This is a genomic window from Fulvimarina endophytica, from assembly GCF_003403015.1.
GTDB classification, from domain to species: Bacteria; Pseudomonadota; Alphaproteobacteria; order Rhizobiales; family Rhizobiaceae; genus Fulvimarina; species Fulvimarina endophytica.
Map to the genome: position 1 here is coordinate 186,700 of NZ_QURL01000005.1, position 16,307 is coordinate 203,006.

Genomic DNA, 16,307 nt, shown 5'->3' on the forward strand with positions numbered 1-16,307 from the left:
CGGATCGGCACACGCAGCGCTGATACAGGCATGAAGACCGGGCGCCGACGGCGCAGGATCGGAGCCTCGCTTTACAGGCCCGATCCCTCGACCGACCGGATGATCACTCCGCAGCCTGCGGTGCATCGCCACCGGAACCGGCCGTCCGGTCGCCGGCACCGCCCGCCCAGGGGAAGCGCGAACGCGTCCCGGACTCGCCCTCGCCGGCCGTTGGCTTGCCGGCTGCTCCCTGCTCGTCCTCCCGTCCCCAGAACTTGCCCTTCCGCCCGCCGGCGATCCGCTGGACGAAGGCATAGAGCGCCGGGACGATGAAGATGCCGATGAAGGTCGCAGCCAGCATGCCGCCGATGGAGGTCACACCGATCGCGTTGCGTCCCGCAGCGCCCGCACCCGTTGCCAGCGCCAGCGGAACGATGCCGATGACGAAAGCGAGCGCCGTCATCAGAACGGCTCGCAGGCGAAGCCGGGCGCCCTTGATCGCGGCCTCCGTGATCGGCAGGCCATCGTCCTGCTGGAAGCGCGCGAATTCCACGATCAGGATCGCGTTCTTAGAGGCCAGACCGATGAGCATGACGATACCGATCTGGGAGTAGATGTTCGAACTGTAGCCGAGCATCAAAAGCGTCGCCGTCGCGCCCGCTGCCGCGATGAACAGGGAGAGCATGACGGCCATCGGCAGAAGCCAGCTCTCGTATTGTCCGACGAGGAAGAGGAAGGCGAAGACGAAGGCCAGCGCGAAGGCCAGATAGGTCACGTTGCCCGCCTGCTGCTCCTGATAGGAGGTGCCGGCGAACTGGTAGGCGTAACCCTCGGGAAGCGTCTCGTTCGCGATCGTCTGAAGCGCCTGCAGTGCGGCGCCCGAGGACGAACCGGGCGCGGGATTGCCGGAGACTTCGGCGGCGAGGAACAGATTGAACCGCGGAACCGCATAGGGCCCGAAAGTCGTCTCGACATCGACCACCGTTCGGATCGGCACCATCTCGCCGTTGCGGTTCTTGGCATAGATGTCGAGGATGTCGCTCTCGTCGGCGCGGGCGTTCTCATCGGCCTGAAGCCGGACCTGATAAACCCGTCCGTTGTAGTTGAACTGATTGACGAAAACCTCACCCAGCGTTCCGCCGATCGCATCGTAGATATCGGCGACGGTCAGGCCGAGGGTTTCGGCGCGGTCCGCGTCGATGTTCAGGAACAGGCTCGGCACGTCGGCCGAGAAGGTCGTGCGCGCACCGGAAATCGCCGGGTTCTGGTTCGCCGCCGATACGAAGGCACGGGCGACCTGGGCGAGTTCGGCCGGGTCCTGACCCTGCTGCGCGAGCAGCTGAAAGGTGAAGCCACCCACCGAACCGATACCGGGAATGGGCGGCGGCGGGAAGGCGGCGACCGTCGCACCCGGTATCTGCGAGAACTTCCCGGAGAGTTCACCGAGAATCCTGAATAGGTCACGCCGTTCGCCCCACAGCTTCAGACTGATGATGCCGATGCCGGCCGAGGGCCGCTGCGCCGACTGGAGGAGGCTGTAGCCGGCGGCCGTGGTGAAGGTCTCGACGCCCTCGGTGGAGCGGATGATCTCCGAGATCTGGTCGAGAACCTGATCCGTGCGCTGGAGCGAGGCGGAGTCCGGCAGCTGGACGTCGAAGAGAATGGCGCCCTGATCCTCCTCGGGAACGAGGCTGGACGGCAGGCTGAGGAAGGAGAAGGCGGCGACGGCAAAGCCGAGGCCGACGACGGCGAGCGCGATGAGCACGCGTCGCACGAGGAAGCTCACGACGCGCGCATACCCGTTCGTCGTCGCCTCGAGGCCCTTCGAGAAAAGGCGCAGCGGAAGCCAGCTCGCCGTCGGCGGGCGCAGGAAGATCGAGGCCAGCGCCGGGGTCAGCGTCAAAGCGACCATGGAGGAGAGAAGGAGCGAGATCGAAAGCGTGACGCCGAACTGCTTGTAGAGCTGCCCCGACAATCCGGGCAGAAAGGTCGTCGGCAGGAACACCGCGAGAAGGACGAGCGTCGTCGAGATGATCGGTCCCGTCACCTCCCGCATGGCGATCCGCGCCGCCTCCTTCGCATTCACCTTGCGCTCGGTCATCACGCGCTGGCAGTTCTCGACGACGAGGATCGCGTCGTCGACCACGAGGCCGATCGCGAGGATCAAAGCGAGCAGCGTGATGACGTTGACCGTGAAACCGAAGGCGAGAAGGAAGGCGAAGCTGCCAACGAGTGAGACCGGGATGGCGAGCGCCGGAACCAAGGTCGCACGCCAGTCCTGAAGGAAGACGTAGACGACGACCACGACGATCAGCGCGACGAGGAAGAGGGAGAAGATGATTTCCTCGATCGTCGCGCTCACATATTCCGTGGAGTCGTAGACGATCTGATATTCGAGTCCCGGCGGAAAGGATTGCGAGAGACGGTCGAGTTCGGCCCGGACCGCCGTCACGGTCTCGAGCGCGTTCGCGTCAGGCGACTGGTTGACCTGGACGAGCTGCGAGGGCGCCCCGTTCGCGGCATAGGAATTCACCGAATAGTTCTCGGCGCCGAGCTCCACGCGCGCCACGTCGCGAACCCGGACGATCGCACCGTTGGGCTGGGCGCGCACGACGATGTTCTCGAACTGTTCGGGATCGGTCAGCCGGCCTTGGGAGGTGACGGTATAGACCGTCGCCTGCCCGTCGGGCGCGGGAGAGGCGCCGATGGAGCCGACCGAAGCGACGGTGTTCGCCGCCTGGATCGCCGTCGAGATATCGGACGGTGATACGTCGAGGCTCGCCATCTTGTCCGGATCGGTCCAGATGCGCATGGCATAATCGGCCGGCCCGAGCGGCTCTGCGCTTCCGACGCCCGTCACGCGCGACAGTGCGGTGGTGACATTGGTCGCCACATAGGCGCCGACCTCGATCGGCCCGAGCGACTGGGTGTCGGTCGAGTAGAAGGTGAGCGCGAGGAGGAAGTTCGGCGATCGGCTCTCGACCGTGACGCCCTGCTGAGAAACCTCCGTGGGAAGCTGGGAGGTGGCGAGCTGGACCCGGTTCGAGACGTTGACCTGCGCGATATCCGGGTCCGTCCCGATCTCGAACGTGATGGACAGGGAGTACTGCCCCGCATTCGTCGAGGTCGAGCTCATGTAGATCATGTCCTCGACGCCGTTGATTGCCTCCTCAAGAGGCGCCGCGACGGCATCGGCGACGCTCTGCGCCGAGGCGCCCGGATAGGTTGCCGAGACCGAGACCGTCGGCGGTGCGACGTTCGGAAACTGCGAGACCGGCATGACGAAGATCGAAAGCGCGCCGGCGATCATCACAACGAAGGAGATGACGGTCGCAAGTCTCGGTCGGTCGATGAAGAGATCGGAAATCATTGGGCGTTGCCGCCATTCGAGGAGGCCTGGCTGCCGCTGTCCGCATTCGCCGCCTGATCGCCCTCGGTGCCCTCGCCGGCATCGGCCGCGCCCTGCGCTCCGCTCTCGCCCGATTGTCCGGCCTCAGGGGTCTGGCCCGCCGGCTCGCCGCCATCCTCTCCGTCGCGGATCGGACCGCCGGGCCCTTCCGAGCCCTCTTCGAAGTTCGGGTTCACCTTCGCGCCGTCCTGCAGGTTCTGAACACCCTGGACGACGACGAGTTCTCCCGCCTCGATACCGCTCTGGATGGCGACATTGCCGCGCATCTGCTTGCCGGTCTCCACCACCCTGCGCGAAACCGTGTCGTCGGTCTCGTTCAGAACGAAGAGCGTGCGGCCCTCGCGGTTGAGCTGGATCGCCGCCATCGGGACGACCGGCAGCATCGGCGGCTCCTTCTCGCTCGCGCGCAGGCGCACGTTCTCGTTGGGCAGAAGCCGGCCGTCCTCGTTGCCGAACCGCACGCGCACCTCGATGGTCCCGGTCGAGGGATCGACCGTGTTTCCGACGAAGGCGAAAGAGCCGTCCTGCTGGTAGGTTTCGTCATTCGGCAGGATGAGACCGAGCCGGAAATCGTCCGCGCTCTGCCTCTCGGCCGCGTCCCGGTCGCCCTGCCCGATCCGCCGCCACTCGGCGAGACGATTCTCGCCGATCGGGAAGTTGCCCCAGATGGGATCGAGCTGGACGATCTCGGCGAGCGTGCCGCTGGCCGCCGACACGTAGTTCCCTCGCGTGATCATCGGTGCGGATATGACGCCGTCGATCGGGGCGGTGATCGAGGTATAGTCGAGATTGAGTTGGGCTTGGCGAACCTGCGCCTCGGCCTGAAGCTTCGTCGCCTGCGCCGATTCGTAGGTCGCGCGCGCATTGTCGAGCTGGGCTTGTGGGATCGTTCCCGAATCGATGAGTTCCTGTGCGCGGGCGAGGCTGCGCTCGGCCTCGGCGAACTGCGCCTGCGCACCCGCGAGCTGAGCCTGTGCGGCATTGAGGGAGGCCTGATACTGATCGTCCTCGATCTTGAACAACCGCTCTCCGACGGAGACCGTGTCGCCGCCCTGGAAGAACACCTCCTCGATGAAGCCGTTCACACGCGCCTGAAGCGTGACGTTCTCGATGGCCTCGATCGTACCGATGAATTCGAGTTCCTCGCCGACAGACTGGAGCTCGGCTCGCGTCACGACCACCGCAGGCGGCTGGGACGATCCCTCGCCGCCGCCTGCTCCCTGGCCCTGCCCTTCTCCCTGTGCCTGTCCGCCACCACCGCTACCGCCGGACGAAGCGTCCGCATTGCCACCCTCGTTCGAGGAAGCGTCCGACGTGCCGAGGAAGGACAGCCAGCTTGGAAGCTGGATGTCGCCGATGAGGGGCAGTTCCAGAACGGCGCCCTGATCCTCGCTCTCGGTGCTTGCCTGGCTGGGTCCTTCCTGCGCGGAAGCGGTCGCATGGCAGGCGAGAAAGAGGGAGGTCGCGAAGATGAGGGTCCTGCCGAGGTTCGATACCCCGATTGCGCAGCCTTGCTCCCCCGCATCCGTCCCGATCATGCCTGTCGTCCCTTCCAAATGCGTAGCCGGCTTCTCGCCGCTCTCGCAAAAGTAGCCGATTCCGTCGTCTGGAGAAGCGACAGGCCTGTGCAAAACAGTGTGTCGCTCTCCTGCCAGTCGAATGATCGGCGCCTAGACGCCCCACAACGCAACGAAAGACCCGCGCGAGGGGCTCGCGCGGGTCGATCAGTGGCAGTATGTCGCAAGTGTCAGGCGGCGTCCCGGTTCTCCGGCGCCACCACCATGGATCGATAGCTTTCGATGATCGCCATGAACTCGTCGCGCTCCGGTTTCGGCACGCCGACCTGGAAGAGAGACTGTTCGATCGTCGTGTAGACGTTGTCGAATTCGTCCTCGGTCACCTTGAGATGGGTGTGGCTTTCGCGCATGTCGCGGCCAGGATAAACCCGAGGTCCGCCGGTTTCCTGCACGGACCATGCCGTCACCAGAAACTTGAAACCGGCGTGTCCGCCCTTTTCGTGAAACTGGCGAACCGCCGGATTCCGGTTCGCGCTCTCGTTGTCGTAGAGACGGTCGACCAGATCGTCGACGGCACCCGCTATTCCGTAGATGCCTCCCAGCCGTTCGTAGAGAGATCTGCCTTCATTCGCACCGGACATTCGTTCCTCCCTGTCCCTCGAATTCGAAGCGCTCCCGGCTGTTACTTCACCGGCCCCGCTTTCAGCAGTTCGCCGTCCTCCATTCCCGCGACGATGCGCTTGAGATCGAGCAGGAGCGGCCGGTGGCGGTTGGCCTCGACGGCGATGTTGCAACTGATCGCCTGCTGGATGATGGATGCTTCCTTCTCCAGCTCCGCGCCCCGATCGGTCAGGTGGATCATCGCGGTCCGGCGATCGGTCTCGGACGCGACCCGGGTCACGAGTTCGATCTTCTCCAGCCGGTCCACCAGAGGCGTGATGGCGTTGGGAGCCAGATCGAGCCGGCGGGCGATGTCGACGATCCGCAGCGCGCCCTCGTCCCACAACGTCATCATGACGAGATATTGCGGATAGGTCAGACCGATCCGCTGCAGCAGCGGCCGGTAGGCGCGGATGATCGCGTTGGTCGCGTTGTAGAGCGCGAAACACAAGGCGTCGTCCAGCCGCACGCGCTGGGCAAAATCGGCGTCCCCCTGGGGGTGATTCTCGTTCGGTACTGCGGTGTCGCTCATGATGGCGAAGGAATATCACGCATGACCGATTTTTGAAACATGTGATGGAAACCTTCCGTAGCGTTCTCATCGGCCCGCGAGCAAGCGCACAAGATGGGAGAGCTGCAGACTCCGCGCTCTCGCACCCCTTTATTCCGGCGGCGGCGGCGCGTATGGCAGGCGGGACTTTCGACCTCTCAATTCCAAGTCTGAGCGAGGATTCTTATGGACAAACGGACCGAGACCGACTCCATCGGCGCGATCGAGGTGGCTTCCGACCGCTATTGGGGCGCCCAGACGGAACGCTCCCGCAACAACTTCAAGATCGGCGGCGACCGCCAGCCGATGCCGCTGATCGTGGCTCTCGCGACGGTCAAGAAGGCGGCCGCCCGGGTGAACAACGCCAAGGGCAAGCTCGACAAGACGCTGTGCGAGGCGATCGAGAAGGCGGCGGACGAGATCATCGCCGGAAAGCTCGACGATCATTTCCCGCTCGTCGTCTGGCAGACGGGATCGGGCACCCAGACCAATATGAACGTCAACGAGGTGATCTCGAACCGGGCGATCGAGATGGCCGGAGGCGAGATGGGCTCCAAGAAGCCCGTCCACCCGAACGATCACGTGAACATGAGCCAGTCCTCGAACGACGTGTTCCCGACGGCGATGCATGTCGCGACCGTGGTCGAGACCCATGAGCGGCTGATCCCGGCCCTCGACCGCCTGCATGCCTCGCTTCAGAAGAAGGTCGAGGAATATGCCGACATCATCAAGATCGGCAGAACCCACACCCAGGACGCGACGCCGGTGACGCTCGGCCAGGAGTTCTCCGGCTACGCGATGGCCCTGGAACTCGGCCGCAAGCGGATCACCGATGCGCTGGACGGCGTTCTCGCCCTCGCACAGGGCGGAACCGCGGTCGGGACCGGCCTCAATGCCCCGATCGGCTTCGACACCGCGATCGCCGCGGAGATCGCGTCGATGACCGGCTATCCGTTCCGCACCGCGGAGAACAAGTTCGAGGCCCTCGCCTCGCACGGTGCCCTCGCCTTCTACCACGGTTCGCTGAACACGCTCGCCGCCGACCTGATGAAGATCGCCAACGATATCCGCTTCCTCGGTTCGGGCCCGCGTTCGGGTCTCGGCGAGTTGAACCTGCCGGCGAACGAGCCGGGCTCCTCCATCATGCCCGGCAAGGTCAATCCGACCCAGGCCGAGGCGCTGACCATGGTCGCGACCGAGATCTTCGGTCACGAGACCACCGTGACGGTCGCCGCCTCCCAGGGCCATTTCGAACTCAACGTCTTCAAGCCGGTGATCGCGAACGCGGTCCTGTCCTCGATCCGCCTCCTTGCGGACGGGATGGAAAGCTTCGCGGAACATTGCGTCGACGGGATCGAGGCGAACGAGGAGCGCATCCGCAGCCTCATGGAGCAGTCGCTGATGCTGGTGACGGCGCTGGCGCCCTCGATCGGCTACGACAATGCCGCCAATATCGCCAAGACGGCCCACAAGAACGGGACGACGCTGAGAGAGGAGGCCATCGCCTCGGGTCTCGTCTCCGAAGAGGACTACGATCGGATCGTCGACCCGACGACGATGATCTCGCCGCACTGAACCTGGACGCACAGGGGGCGGCGCGCGCCGTCCCCTCGCCTGTCCGGATATTCATGTCGGCGGTGGAGCGATCCGCCGGCCGTGACACCTCGCTCAGACAGCCCCTCCATCGGGTGTCCGAGACCGGCAACGGCCAGGCGCGCTGCGCTATGGATGAGAGGCTCGCACGCAGCCCCTTGCTCGGAGCGCCTTGGTTCCCGACCGGACCGAATCGCGCGCCGAGCTTGGTTCTCGTCAGGCCTCGGGCTTCGGACCGTTGCGCGCCGCCAGCAGATCGCGAATCTCTTCGAGCAGGCGCTCGTTTCTCGGCACTTCGGCGACGGCCGCCGGCTTCTCTTCTTCCTTGCGTTTCAGCGTGTTCATCATCCTCACGATCATGAACAGGATGAAGGAAACGATCAGGAAATTGATCGCGAGCGTCAGGAAGTTGCCATAGGCGAGAACCGGACCCTGTGTGCGCGCCTGGGCGAGGTTCGTCGCGGTGACCGCGTTGTCGAGACCGACGAACTTGTTCGTGAAATCCACGCCGCCGGTGATGGTCGCGACGATCGGCATGAACAGGTCTTGGACGATCGAGTTCACCAGACCGGAAAACGCCGCGCCGATGATGATGCCGACCGCCAGATCGACCATATTGCCACGCAGCGCGAAGGCCTTGAATTCCTTCAACATAGTCGCTTCACTTTCTCGATTTCGTATCTCAGGTTTTAAGATGATCGGGACCCGGTTCGCGGCTTCGCGAAGGGAACGACGGCAGAAAGGCAAGCTTCGGCACGACCGGCTTCTGCCGCGACCGGCCACCCCGGACCGTCCTTCGGCAAGTCCGTGATCTCCGTCCGGCCCCGGTGATCCGTCAGACGACCCCCTCGAGGCCGAGCATGCGTACGATATCGGCGCGCTGCAATCCAGCTTCGCGAAGGGACCGGATCGAGGTGTCCCGCGCACTCTTCGAGAGCTTGCGCCCGTCCTCTGCGAGGATCAGGTCGTGATGGTGATAGCGCGGCGCTGGCAGTCCCAGAAGGTCCTGAAGCAGGCGGTGGGCGCTGGTCGCGTAAAACAGGTCGCGACCCCGCACCACGTCCGTCACCCCCTGGATCGCATCGTCGACGACCACCGCCAGATGATAGCTCGTCGGAACGTCCCGGCGCGCCAGAATGAAGTCGCCCCATTCGGCGGGCTTGGCCACGACCCGGCCGCTCTCGCCGTCCGGCCCGCGCCCCCATTCCTCCCATTCCAGTGGCCCCGTCCTCTCGACGGCAGCCGCAACGTCGATCCGCCAGGCGAAACTCTCCCCATCGCGCGCCCGCCGATCCTGCTCCTCGGCCGGTTGCCTGCGATCGAGACCCGGATAGAGCGGTGATCCGTCGGGATCTCTCGGCCAGAGATCGCCCGTCTCCTCGACCCTCAATTCGGCGAAGCGACGAATCTCGCCCCTTGTCATGAAACCGCGATAGCAGAGCCCGGTCTCGCGCAGCACGTCGAGACCCTTTGCATAGACGTCGAAATGATCGGACTGCCGCCGTCTCGTCTCGTCCCAGTCGACTTTGAGAAAGTGCAGATCCTCGACGATCTGCTCCTCGTAGGCGTGCGAGCACCGGGCCAAATCGATGTCTTCCAGGCGGAGCAGGAAGCGGGCGTGATTTTCACGGGCGAGGCGATGGTTGAGAAGAGCGGAATAGGCGTGGCCGAGATGCAGTTCGCCGTTCGGGCTCGGCGCGAAGCGGAAGACCCGCGTGGAATGGTCGATTTCCCGTGCGCCGGCTGCGATATCCATCCGCTCCCCTGCCCCCATGGTTCGGTTGCGTGATCTCTCCTCCTGAACCAATTATGCGTCACGAGGAAGAGCCGGCGAGTGGACCGATGAGCAAGGCGATCGCAACGCAGGCCGATATCGATCGCGGGGTCGCGGCGCTTCTCGACCTCGATCCCTCGCTCGCCGACGTCGCCGCGCGGGCCGGACCGGTCCCGCTTCGTATGCGCTCGGGCGGATTGCGGGGGCTCTGCGCCATCATCGTGGCCCAACAGGTCTCGAAGGCGAGCGCGGATGCGATCTTCGCCCGTCTGGAAGCCGAGACCGATCTCGACGATGCGAATGAAGTCGCAGGGTTGAGCGAGGAGGCGTGCCGCCGCGCCGGACTTTCGCGGTCCAAGCAGACGACCGTCATCGCACTGGCTGAGGCCGTGGCCGACCGGCGCCTCGATCTTCCGAGGCTCGCCCATCTGCCGCCCGGGACTGCGATCGCCGAACTCGTCGCCCACAAGGGCATCGGGGTTTGGACCGCGGAATGCTATCTTCTGTTCTGCATCGGCCACCCCGACATCTTCCCCGCCGGCGATCTCGCCCTGCAGGTCGCCGTCGCCACGGCCCTCGAACTCGACGAACGCCCGAGTCCGAAACAACTGGGCGAGATCGCCGTCAGATGGTCGCCCCATCGCTCGATCGCCGCGCGGATGTTCTGGGCCTATTATGGCGATCTGACACGCCGGGACGCGATGCCGGTCGCCGGCTGAGCACCCGGGAGAGAGGCTTTTCCACCCTCATCCACAGCTTTCGCACGAGACCCGACCGGCTTTTCCACACCTTGTGAACAGGCCGGTCGCGACAACCCGTCCGCAGGTGGTGCCTACGGGTTCGGCCATCTCGCCGCATGCCGCGTGGGAAAGGCTTCACAAAGCTGTCGCGTTGGCGCACGATAAAGCCCGGGAGCCTGTCAACGGGCTTTCGATGAGAAAAGGAGTTTGTCTGTGACGATCGGCGTTGCACATGATTTATCTCCGGCGCTCGTCCTTAACGCAGACTACCGACCACTGAGCTACTACCCGCTATCGCTCTGGTCTTGGCAGGACGCGGTCAAGGCGGTGTTTCTGGACCGGGTGACGATAGTTGCCGAATACGACCGGGCGGTTCGCAGCCCGACGGCGTCGATGCGCCTCCCTTCGGTCGTCTGCCTCAAGACCTACATCAAACCGGCACGAAACCCCGCCTTCACCCGCTTCAACGTCTTTCTCCGCGATCGCTTCCAATGCCAGTATTGCGGCTCGCACAACGACCTGACCTTCGATCACGTCATCCCGCGTTCGCGCGGCGGCCTCACCACCTGGGAAAACGTCGTGGCGGCCTGTTCGCCGTGCAATCTGAAGAAGGGCGGCCTCATGCCGAAGGCGGCGGGCATGTTCCCCTCGCAGAAGCCCTACGAGCCGACGATCCACGACCTGCACAACAATGGCCGGATGTTCCCGCCGAACTTCCTGCACGAAAGCTGGCTCGATTACCTCTACTGGGATTCTGAACTCGATCCCGAGTGAGGCCGGACCGCCGTCACCGCGAGAAAGGACCGGTCGAGGCAGCGAAGCGGATCTTCGCCGCGCCGGTGCCACCGAGATATTGCCTGTCCGCCATGCAGGAGGGCGCCGTTCCCGTCATCTCACAGAACCGGAACGCCGGTACTGCGGGCCTCGTCCTCGGGCTCCACGTGAATGTGGATGCGAGCGGTCGCGAACTCCGCGAGAAGCGCGTCTTCGATGCGGTCGCAGATCACGTGGCTGTCTGCGACCGTCATGCGCCCGGGTACGACGAGATGGAACTCGATGAAGATCATCCGCCCCGACAGGCGCGTTCTGAGGTCGTGGACCTCGATCGCACCGTCCGCATGGGATGAGACGATCTCTCGGACGCGAGCCTCCTCGTCCGGCTCCATGGCCTGATCCATCAGGCCCGACAGCGAGCTCGAAATCACCTTGAAGCCTTCGCGAAGGATGTTCAGCGCCACCAGCGCCGCGATGACCGGATCGAGGACCGGCGTCTCGGTCCATGTGGCGACGATAAGGCCGGCGAGAACGCCGACCGAGGTGAAGACGTCCGCGAGAAGATGCCGTCCGTCCGCCGCGAAGGCCGGCGAGCGGTGACGGGCGCTGAGGCGCATCAGATAGGACGCCCAGAGAAGGTTCAGCACCGTCGCGACTGCGTTGAGCGCGAGGCCGGTCGCGGGCATGTCCAGGGCTCTGGGATCGAGGAAAGCGTTCCAGGCCTCGTAGAGGATGAGCACGGCCGCGAGCGTGATGAGGACGCCCTCGACCACCGCGGAAAAGTATTCGGCCTTCGAATGGCCGAAGGGATGATCGTCATCCGCCGGCTTGTAGGCGACCGTGATCGCCCACAGGGCGATGAGCCCCGCGACGACGTTGACGATCGATTCCAGCGCGTCGGAGAGGAGCGCCACCGAACCGGTCAGCAGATAGGCCGCGTATTTGATTCCGAGGACCACGATCGCAACCGCGACCGAGGCCATGGCCACCCTCTTGACGAGGGGGGCGCTCTCTTCGGGCATTTCGTTGACTGACATCGATCAGGCGGCTCGCTTGGCCGCTCGGCGCGCGAGCTTCGCCACGACGTTCTCGATCATCTTCAAACCGGCTTCTCCTGCGAGACTCATGATACTCTCGGGATGGAACTGGACGGCGGCGACCGGTTCGGACCGATGCTCGAACGCCATGACGATGCCGTCGTCGCTCTCGGCGGTCACCTCGAACTCCCTCGGCAGACGCACCGGATCGGCGAAGATCGAATGATACCGGCCGATCGTCACGTCCTTCGGCAGGCCCGAGAAGATGATGCCCGGATTGGAGACGCGGATCTTCGACGGCTTGCCGTGATAGGGCACGTGCAGGGTCCGCAGTTCGCCGCCATAGGCTTCGGCGAGGGCCTGGAGCCCGAGGCAGACGCCGAAGATCGCAGCCCCATGGGCGCGCGCCTTCTCGATGGTCGCCCGGCAGTCGAAGTCCGTCGGCGTTCCCGGCCCCGGCGAAAGCACGACGAGATCGGGATCGATGCGATCGAAGATCTCCTGCGGCACGGGCGTGCGGACGGTCGAGACCGTGGCGCCCGTCTGGCGCAGATAGTTGGCGAGCGTGTGAACGAAGGAATCCTCGTGGTCCACGAGCAGAACCTTCACGCCCTCGCCGACCCGGTCCTCCGAGATCTTCGAGGCAGTGTCCGAGCTCTTGCCCGCGTCGCGGATGGCATTGAGAAGCGCGGAAGCCTTGAGTTCGGTCTCCGCCTCTTCCGCTTCCGGGTCGGAATCGAACAGAAGCGTCGCCCCCGCCCTGACTTCCGCGATCCCGTCCTTCAACCGGATGGTCCGCAGCGTCAGGCCGGTGTTGAGATCGCCGTTGAAGCGCACCATGCCGACGGCGCCGCCATACCAGGCGCGCGGGCTCTTCTCGTGCTTCTCGATGAAGCGCATCGCCCAGAGCTTCGGGGCCCCGGTCACCGTGACGGCCCAGGCATGGGACAGGAAGGCGTCGAAGGCGTCCATGTCCTCGCGCAGAACGCCCGTGATGTGGTCGACGGTATGGATCAGCCGCGAATACATCTCGATCTGCCGGCGGCCGACCACCTTCACGGAACCGGGCTCGCAGACCCGGCTCTTGTCGTTGCGGTCGACGTCGGAGCACATAGTCAGCTCCGACTCGTCCTTCTTCGAATTCAGAAGCTTGAGGATCTGCTCGGCGTCCCCGATCGCATCGCGTCCACGCGGCACCGTTCCCGAGATCGGGCAGGTCTCGACCCGCTTGCCGTCGACCCGGACGAACATTTCCGGAGAAGCGCCGACGAGAAACTCGTTCGATCCAAGATTGATGAAGAAGGAATAAGGCGACGGGTTCACCGCCTTCAAGCGGCGCGAGATCTCCGAGGGCTTGTGTTCGACGCGCTCGTAGAAGACCTGTCCGGGCACGACCTCGAAGAGATCGCCGCGCCGGAAGCTTTCCTTGGCCGAGCGCACGAGTTCGGCATATTCGCCCTTCTCATGGTCGCCGCGCCCGGGAATGCGCTCGCTGCGGGCAAAGCCGTCGTCGGTGCCGCCGCCCTCGATCCCCTCGGTGGTCTGCCCGTCCTTCTCGAATTCGTAGGAGGAAAGCACCGCGGAAGCGGAATAGTGATCGACCTCCAGAACCTCGTCCGGCATGTAGAGAACGAGATCGCGCTGGTCCGCCGGGCGCTCCAGTCGCGGGTCGATGGGGTCGAACTGGAAGGCGAGATCGTAACCGAAGGCGCCGTAGAGGCCGCAGCGCGCGTCTTCGCCCGATCTGAACAGCTTGACGATCGCGCGCAGCACCGAAAAGACGGTGGGGATGCGCGAGCGCTCCTCCTCGGTGACGGCCCCCTGCGGCTCGCGAACGACGATATCGAGACGGCGCGCATCGGCGCTCTCGCCGAGTTCGGCGATATCCGGGTTATCACGGAGCGCATCGCGGATCATGGCCTGAAGGACCACGCCCCGATCGTTCAGCGCCTCGATCGTCATGGTCCGGCCGGTCGAGGTCAGCACCAGCGGGGGATCGACGAAGGCGATATCCTGCTTGGTGTAGCGGCCGGGATATTCGTAGTTCGAGAACAGGATCGCGCCCCGGCGCGTGTCCAGCTTGTCGAAATAGGGCTCGATCGCCTGCGCGTAGGGAATGTCCCGCGAACGCCGCACGACCGTCACGCCGCCTTCGGTGCGGAACGTCTCGCGATGATCGGCCTGACTTTTGATTGCCATGGTATCTGTCCTTCAAGAACGAGCTGCGGACCGGACGGCACCATAAGAAAAAGGCCGCCGGCGTTTCCGCAGCAGCCTTCGACATCCTGTTCCAATACACGTCGAATGGCCGCTAGAGCGAGCGCCACCAACCCTTCGTCGTGATCGTCTTCGTGTTCATGGGAGCATCGATAGCCGAGGACGGACGGGACGGCAAGCGTCCCGTTTCGCCCGGGGCGATCGCGGCTAGAACAAGCCCTCGACCTGCCCCTTTTCGTTGAGGCGGATCGTCTCGGCCGCCGGCTTGCGCGGCAGGCCGGGCATGGTCATCACCTCGCCGCAGATGACGACGATGAAGCCCGCGCCAGCCGAGATTCGCACTTCGCGAACGGGGATGGTGAAGCCGGTCGGCGCCCCACGCCGGTTCGGATCGGTCGAAAAGGAATACTGGGTCTTGGCCATGCAGACCGGCAGATTGCCGTGGCCGGCCGCTTCCCATTCCTCCAGCTGCCTGCGGATCCCGTCATCCGCCGTTACGCCGTCGGCCCGGTAGATCTCCTTGGCGATGGTCTCGATCTTCTCGAACAGGCTCATCTCGTCGGGATAAAGCGGCTTGTAGTCGGCCTTCCCGCTCTCGCAGACGCGGACCACAGCCTCAGCGACATTTGTGATGCCCTTCGAACCATCGGCCCAGTGCCGCGCGATCAGCGCATCCTCCGCGCCGGTCTCCTTGGCATAGTCGAGCACGGCCTGAAGCTCCGCCTCGGTGTCCTTGATGAAGTGGTTGATCGACACGACGACCGGGATGCCGAATTTCTTCAGGTTCTCGATATGGCGACCGAGATTGGCGCATCCGGCCTTCACCGCCTCGACGTTCTCCGTCCCCAGATCGTCCTTGGCGACGCCGCCGTTCATCTTCAGGGCCCGCACGGTGGCGACCAGCACGACGGCCTTCGGCTTCAGACCACCCTTGCGGCACTTGATGTCGAGAAACTTCTCGGCGCCGAGATCGGCACCGAAGCCGGCTTCGGTCACCACGTAGTCGGCCAGTTTCAGCGCGGCCCTCGTCGCGATCAGCGAATTGCATCCATGGGCGATGTTGGCGAAGGGACCGCCATGCACGAAGGCCGGATTGTTCTCGAGCGTCTGGACGAGATTGGGCTGCAGCGCATCCTTGAGGAGGACCGCCATGGCCCCATCGGCCGCGATGTCCCGGCAGGTGACCGGCGTCTTGTCGCGGCGATAGGCGACGATCATGTCTCCGAGGCGCTTCTGCAGATCGGCCGCGTCATTGGCGAGGCAGAGAATGGCCATGACCTCGGACGCCACGGTGATGTCGAAACCGGCCTCGGCGGGGAAGCCGTTGGAGACGCCGCCGAGGGATGTCGTGATCTGGCGCAGCGCCCGGTCATTCATGTCGACGACACGGCGCCAGGTGATGCGCCGCTGGTCGATCTCCAGCTCGTTGCCCCAGTAGATATGGTTGTCGATCATCGCCGACAGGAGATTGTGCGCCGCTCCGATGGCGTGGAAATCGCCGGTGAAGTGGAGGTTCATGTCCTCCATCGGCACGATCTGGGCGTAGCCGCCGCCGGCCGCGCCACCCTTCATGCCGAAATTCGGCCCGAGCGAAGCCTCGCGGATGCAGATCATCGCCTTCTTGCCGATGGCGTTCAGCCCGTCGCCGAGACCGACGGTCGTCGTCGTCTTGCCCTCGCCCGCCGGGGTCGGGTTGACGGCGGTGACGAGAATCAAGTTCCCGTCCTCTCTGTCTGCGAGGCTCTTGATGAACTCGGCCGCGATCTTCGCCTTGTCGTGGCCATAGGGCAGCAGATGGTCCTGCGGAATATCGAGCTTGCGGCCGATATCCTGGATCGGCTGCTTGTTCGCAGCCCGCGCGATTTCGATATCGGATTTCACGTCGCTCATTGCCTCTCCTCCCGGACGTTCGGAACGTCGAACTCTCGTCATTATGAGGAAAAGAACGGCGAAGGGAACGCCGCGACCGGCGGTCTACCGGACGGATGAACGGATTTTCGCCATTCGGGTCATGCCATTTCGGTCGCCGGGGTGCGAAACGACGACCGACCGGCAAG

The 16,307-nt window shown here is 64.6% G+C and carries 12 protein-coding genes; 3 read left to right on the forward strand and 9 right to left on the reverse strand.

The window, feature by feature from the left end; genetic code table 11:
• Positions 1 to 103: 103 nt before the first annotated feature.
• From DYI37_RS12920 to DYI37_RS12935, 4 genes are all read right to left on the reverse strand, one after another.
• Complete coding sequence (locus tag DYI37_RS12920; RefSeq protein ID WP_116683673.1) at positions 104 to 3,349, reverse strand: efflux RND transporter permease subunit; 3,246 nt, start codon at positions 3,347 to 3,349, stop codon at positions 104 to 106.
• A complete protein-coding gene (locus tag DYI37_RS12925; RefSeq protein ID WP_116683674.1) occupies positions 3,346 to 4,926 on the reverse strand; it encodes an efflux RND transporter periplasmic adaptor subunit in 1,581 nt (526 codons plus the stop codon). Before DYI37_RS12925 ends, DYI37_RS12920 begins: the two co-directional genes overlap by 4 nt.
• 209 nt (positions 4,927 to 5,135) lie before the next feature.
• Positions 5,136 to 5,546, reverse strand: coding sequence for a group I truncated hemoglobin (locus DYI37_RS12930; protein WP_116683675.1), 411 nt, complete (start codon positions 5,544 to 5,546; stop codon positions 5,136 to 5,138).
• Positions 5,547 to 5,587: 41 nt separating this feature from the next.
• Positions 5,588 to 6,097 carry a MarR family winged helix-turn-helix transcriptional regulator gene (locus DYI37_RS12935; protein WP_116683676.1) on the reverse strand — a complete coding sequence of 170 codons (510 nt, stop codon included), beginning with the start codon at positions 6,095 to 6,097 and terminating at the stop codon, positions 5,588 to 5,590.
• 204 nt (positions 6,098 to 6,301) lie between these two features.
• Between DYI37_RS12935 and fumC the strand changes: the two genes are divergently transcribed.
• On the forward strand, positions 6,302 to 7,690 hold the full coding sequence (fumC, locus tag DYI37_RS12940; RefSeq protein WP_116683677.1) for a class II fumarate hydratase: 1,389 nt from the start codon (positions 6,302 to 6,304) through the stop codon (positions 7,688 to 7,690).
• Between the two features lie 234 nt (positions 7,691 to 7,924).
• Here the strand turns inward: fumC and mscL are convergent, their stop codons facing one another.
• Positions 7,925 to 8,362 (reverse strand): large conductance mechanosensitive channel protein MscL, encoded by a 438-nt coding sequence (mscL, locus tag DYI37_RS12945; protein ID WP_116683678.1) that lies wholly within the window; start codon positions 8,360 to 8,362, stop codon positions 7,925 to 7,927.
• Between the two features lie 181 nt (positions 8,363 to 8,543).
• Positions 8,544 to 9,464, reverse strand: coding sequence for a tRNA glutamyl-Q(34) synthetase GluQRS (gene gluQRS, locus DYI37_RS12950; RefSeq protein WP_116683679.1), 921 nt, complete (start codon positions 9,462 to 9,464; stop codon positions 8,544 to 8,546).
• Positions 9,465 to 9,550: 86 nt separating this feature from the next.
• On the opposite strand from gluQRS, the gene DYI37_RS12955 reads away from it, so the two are divergent.
• Both DYI37_RS12955 and DYI37_RS12960 read left to right on the forward strand, forming a co-directional pair.
• The gene (locus DYI37_RS12955) at positions 9,551 to 10,201 is read left to right on the forward strand and encodes a DNA-3-methyladenine glycosylase family protein (protein ID WP_245413902.1); all 651 of its coding nucleotides are present in this window, start codon (positions 9,551 to 9,553) and stop codon (positions 10,199 to 10,201) included.
• Between the two features lie 234 nt (positions 10,202 to 10,435).
• Positions 10,436 to 10,996, forward strand: a complete 561-nt coding sequence (locus tag DYI37_RS12960; RefSeq protein WP_116683681.1) for an HNH endonuclease — start codon at positions 10,436 to 10,438, stop codon at positions 10,994 to 10,996.
• A gap of 119 nt (positions 10,997 to 11,115) precedes the next feature.
• Here DYI37_RS12960 and DYI37_RS12965 read toward each other — a convergent pair whose 3' ends face one another.
• The 3 genes from DYI37_RS12965 to DYI37_RS12975 all read right to left on the reverse strand — a co-directional run bounded on the left by DYI37_RS12965 (position 11,116) and on the right by DYI37_RS12975 (position 16,140).
• Positions 11,116 to 12,033: a cation diffusion facilitator family transporter gene (locus DYI37_RS12965; RefSeq protein ID WP_280987216.1), complete on the reverse strand. Its 918-nt coding sequence runs from the start codon at positions 12,031 to 12,033 to the stop codon at positions 11,116 to 11,118.
• A gap of 3 nt (positions 12,034 to 12,036) precedes the next feature.
• Positions 12,037 to 14,232: an anthranilate synthase gene (locus DYI37_RS12970; protein ID WP_116683683.1), complete on the reverse strand. Its 2,196-nt coding sequence runs from the start codon at positions 14,230 to 14,232 to the stop codon at positions 12,037 to 12,039.
• Between the two features lie 225 nt (positions 14,233 to 14,457).
• Positions 14,458 to 16,140 carry a formate--tetrahydrofolate ligase gene (locus tag DYI37_RS12975; RefSeq protein ID WP_116683684.1) on the reverse strand — a complete coding sequence of 561 codons (1,683 nt, stop codon included), beginning with the start codon at positions 16,138 to 16,140 and terminating at the stop codon, positions 14,458 to 14,460.
• Between the last annotated feature and the right edge of the window lie 167 nt (positions 16,141 to 16,307).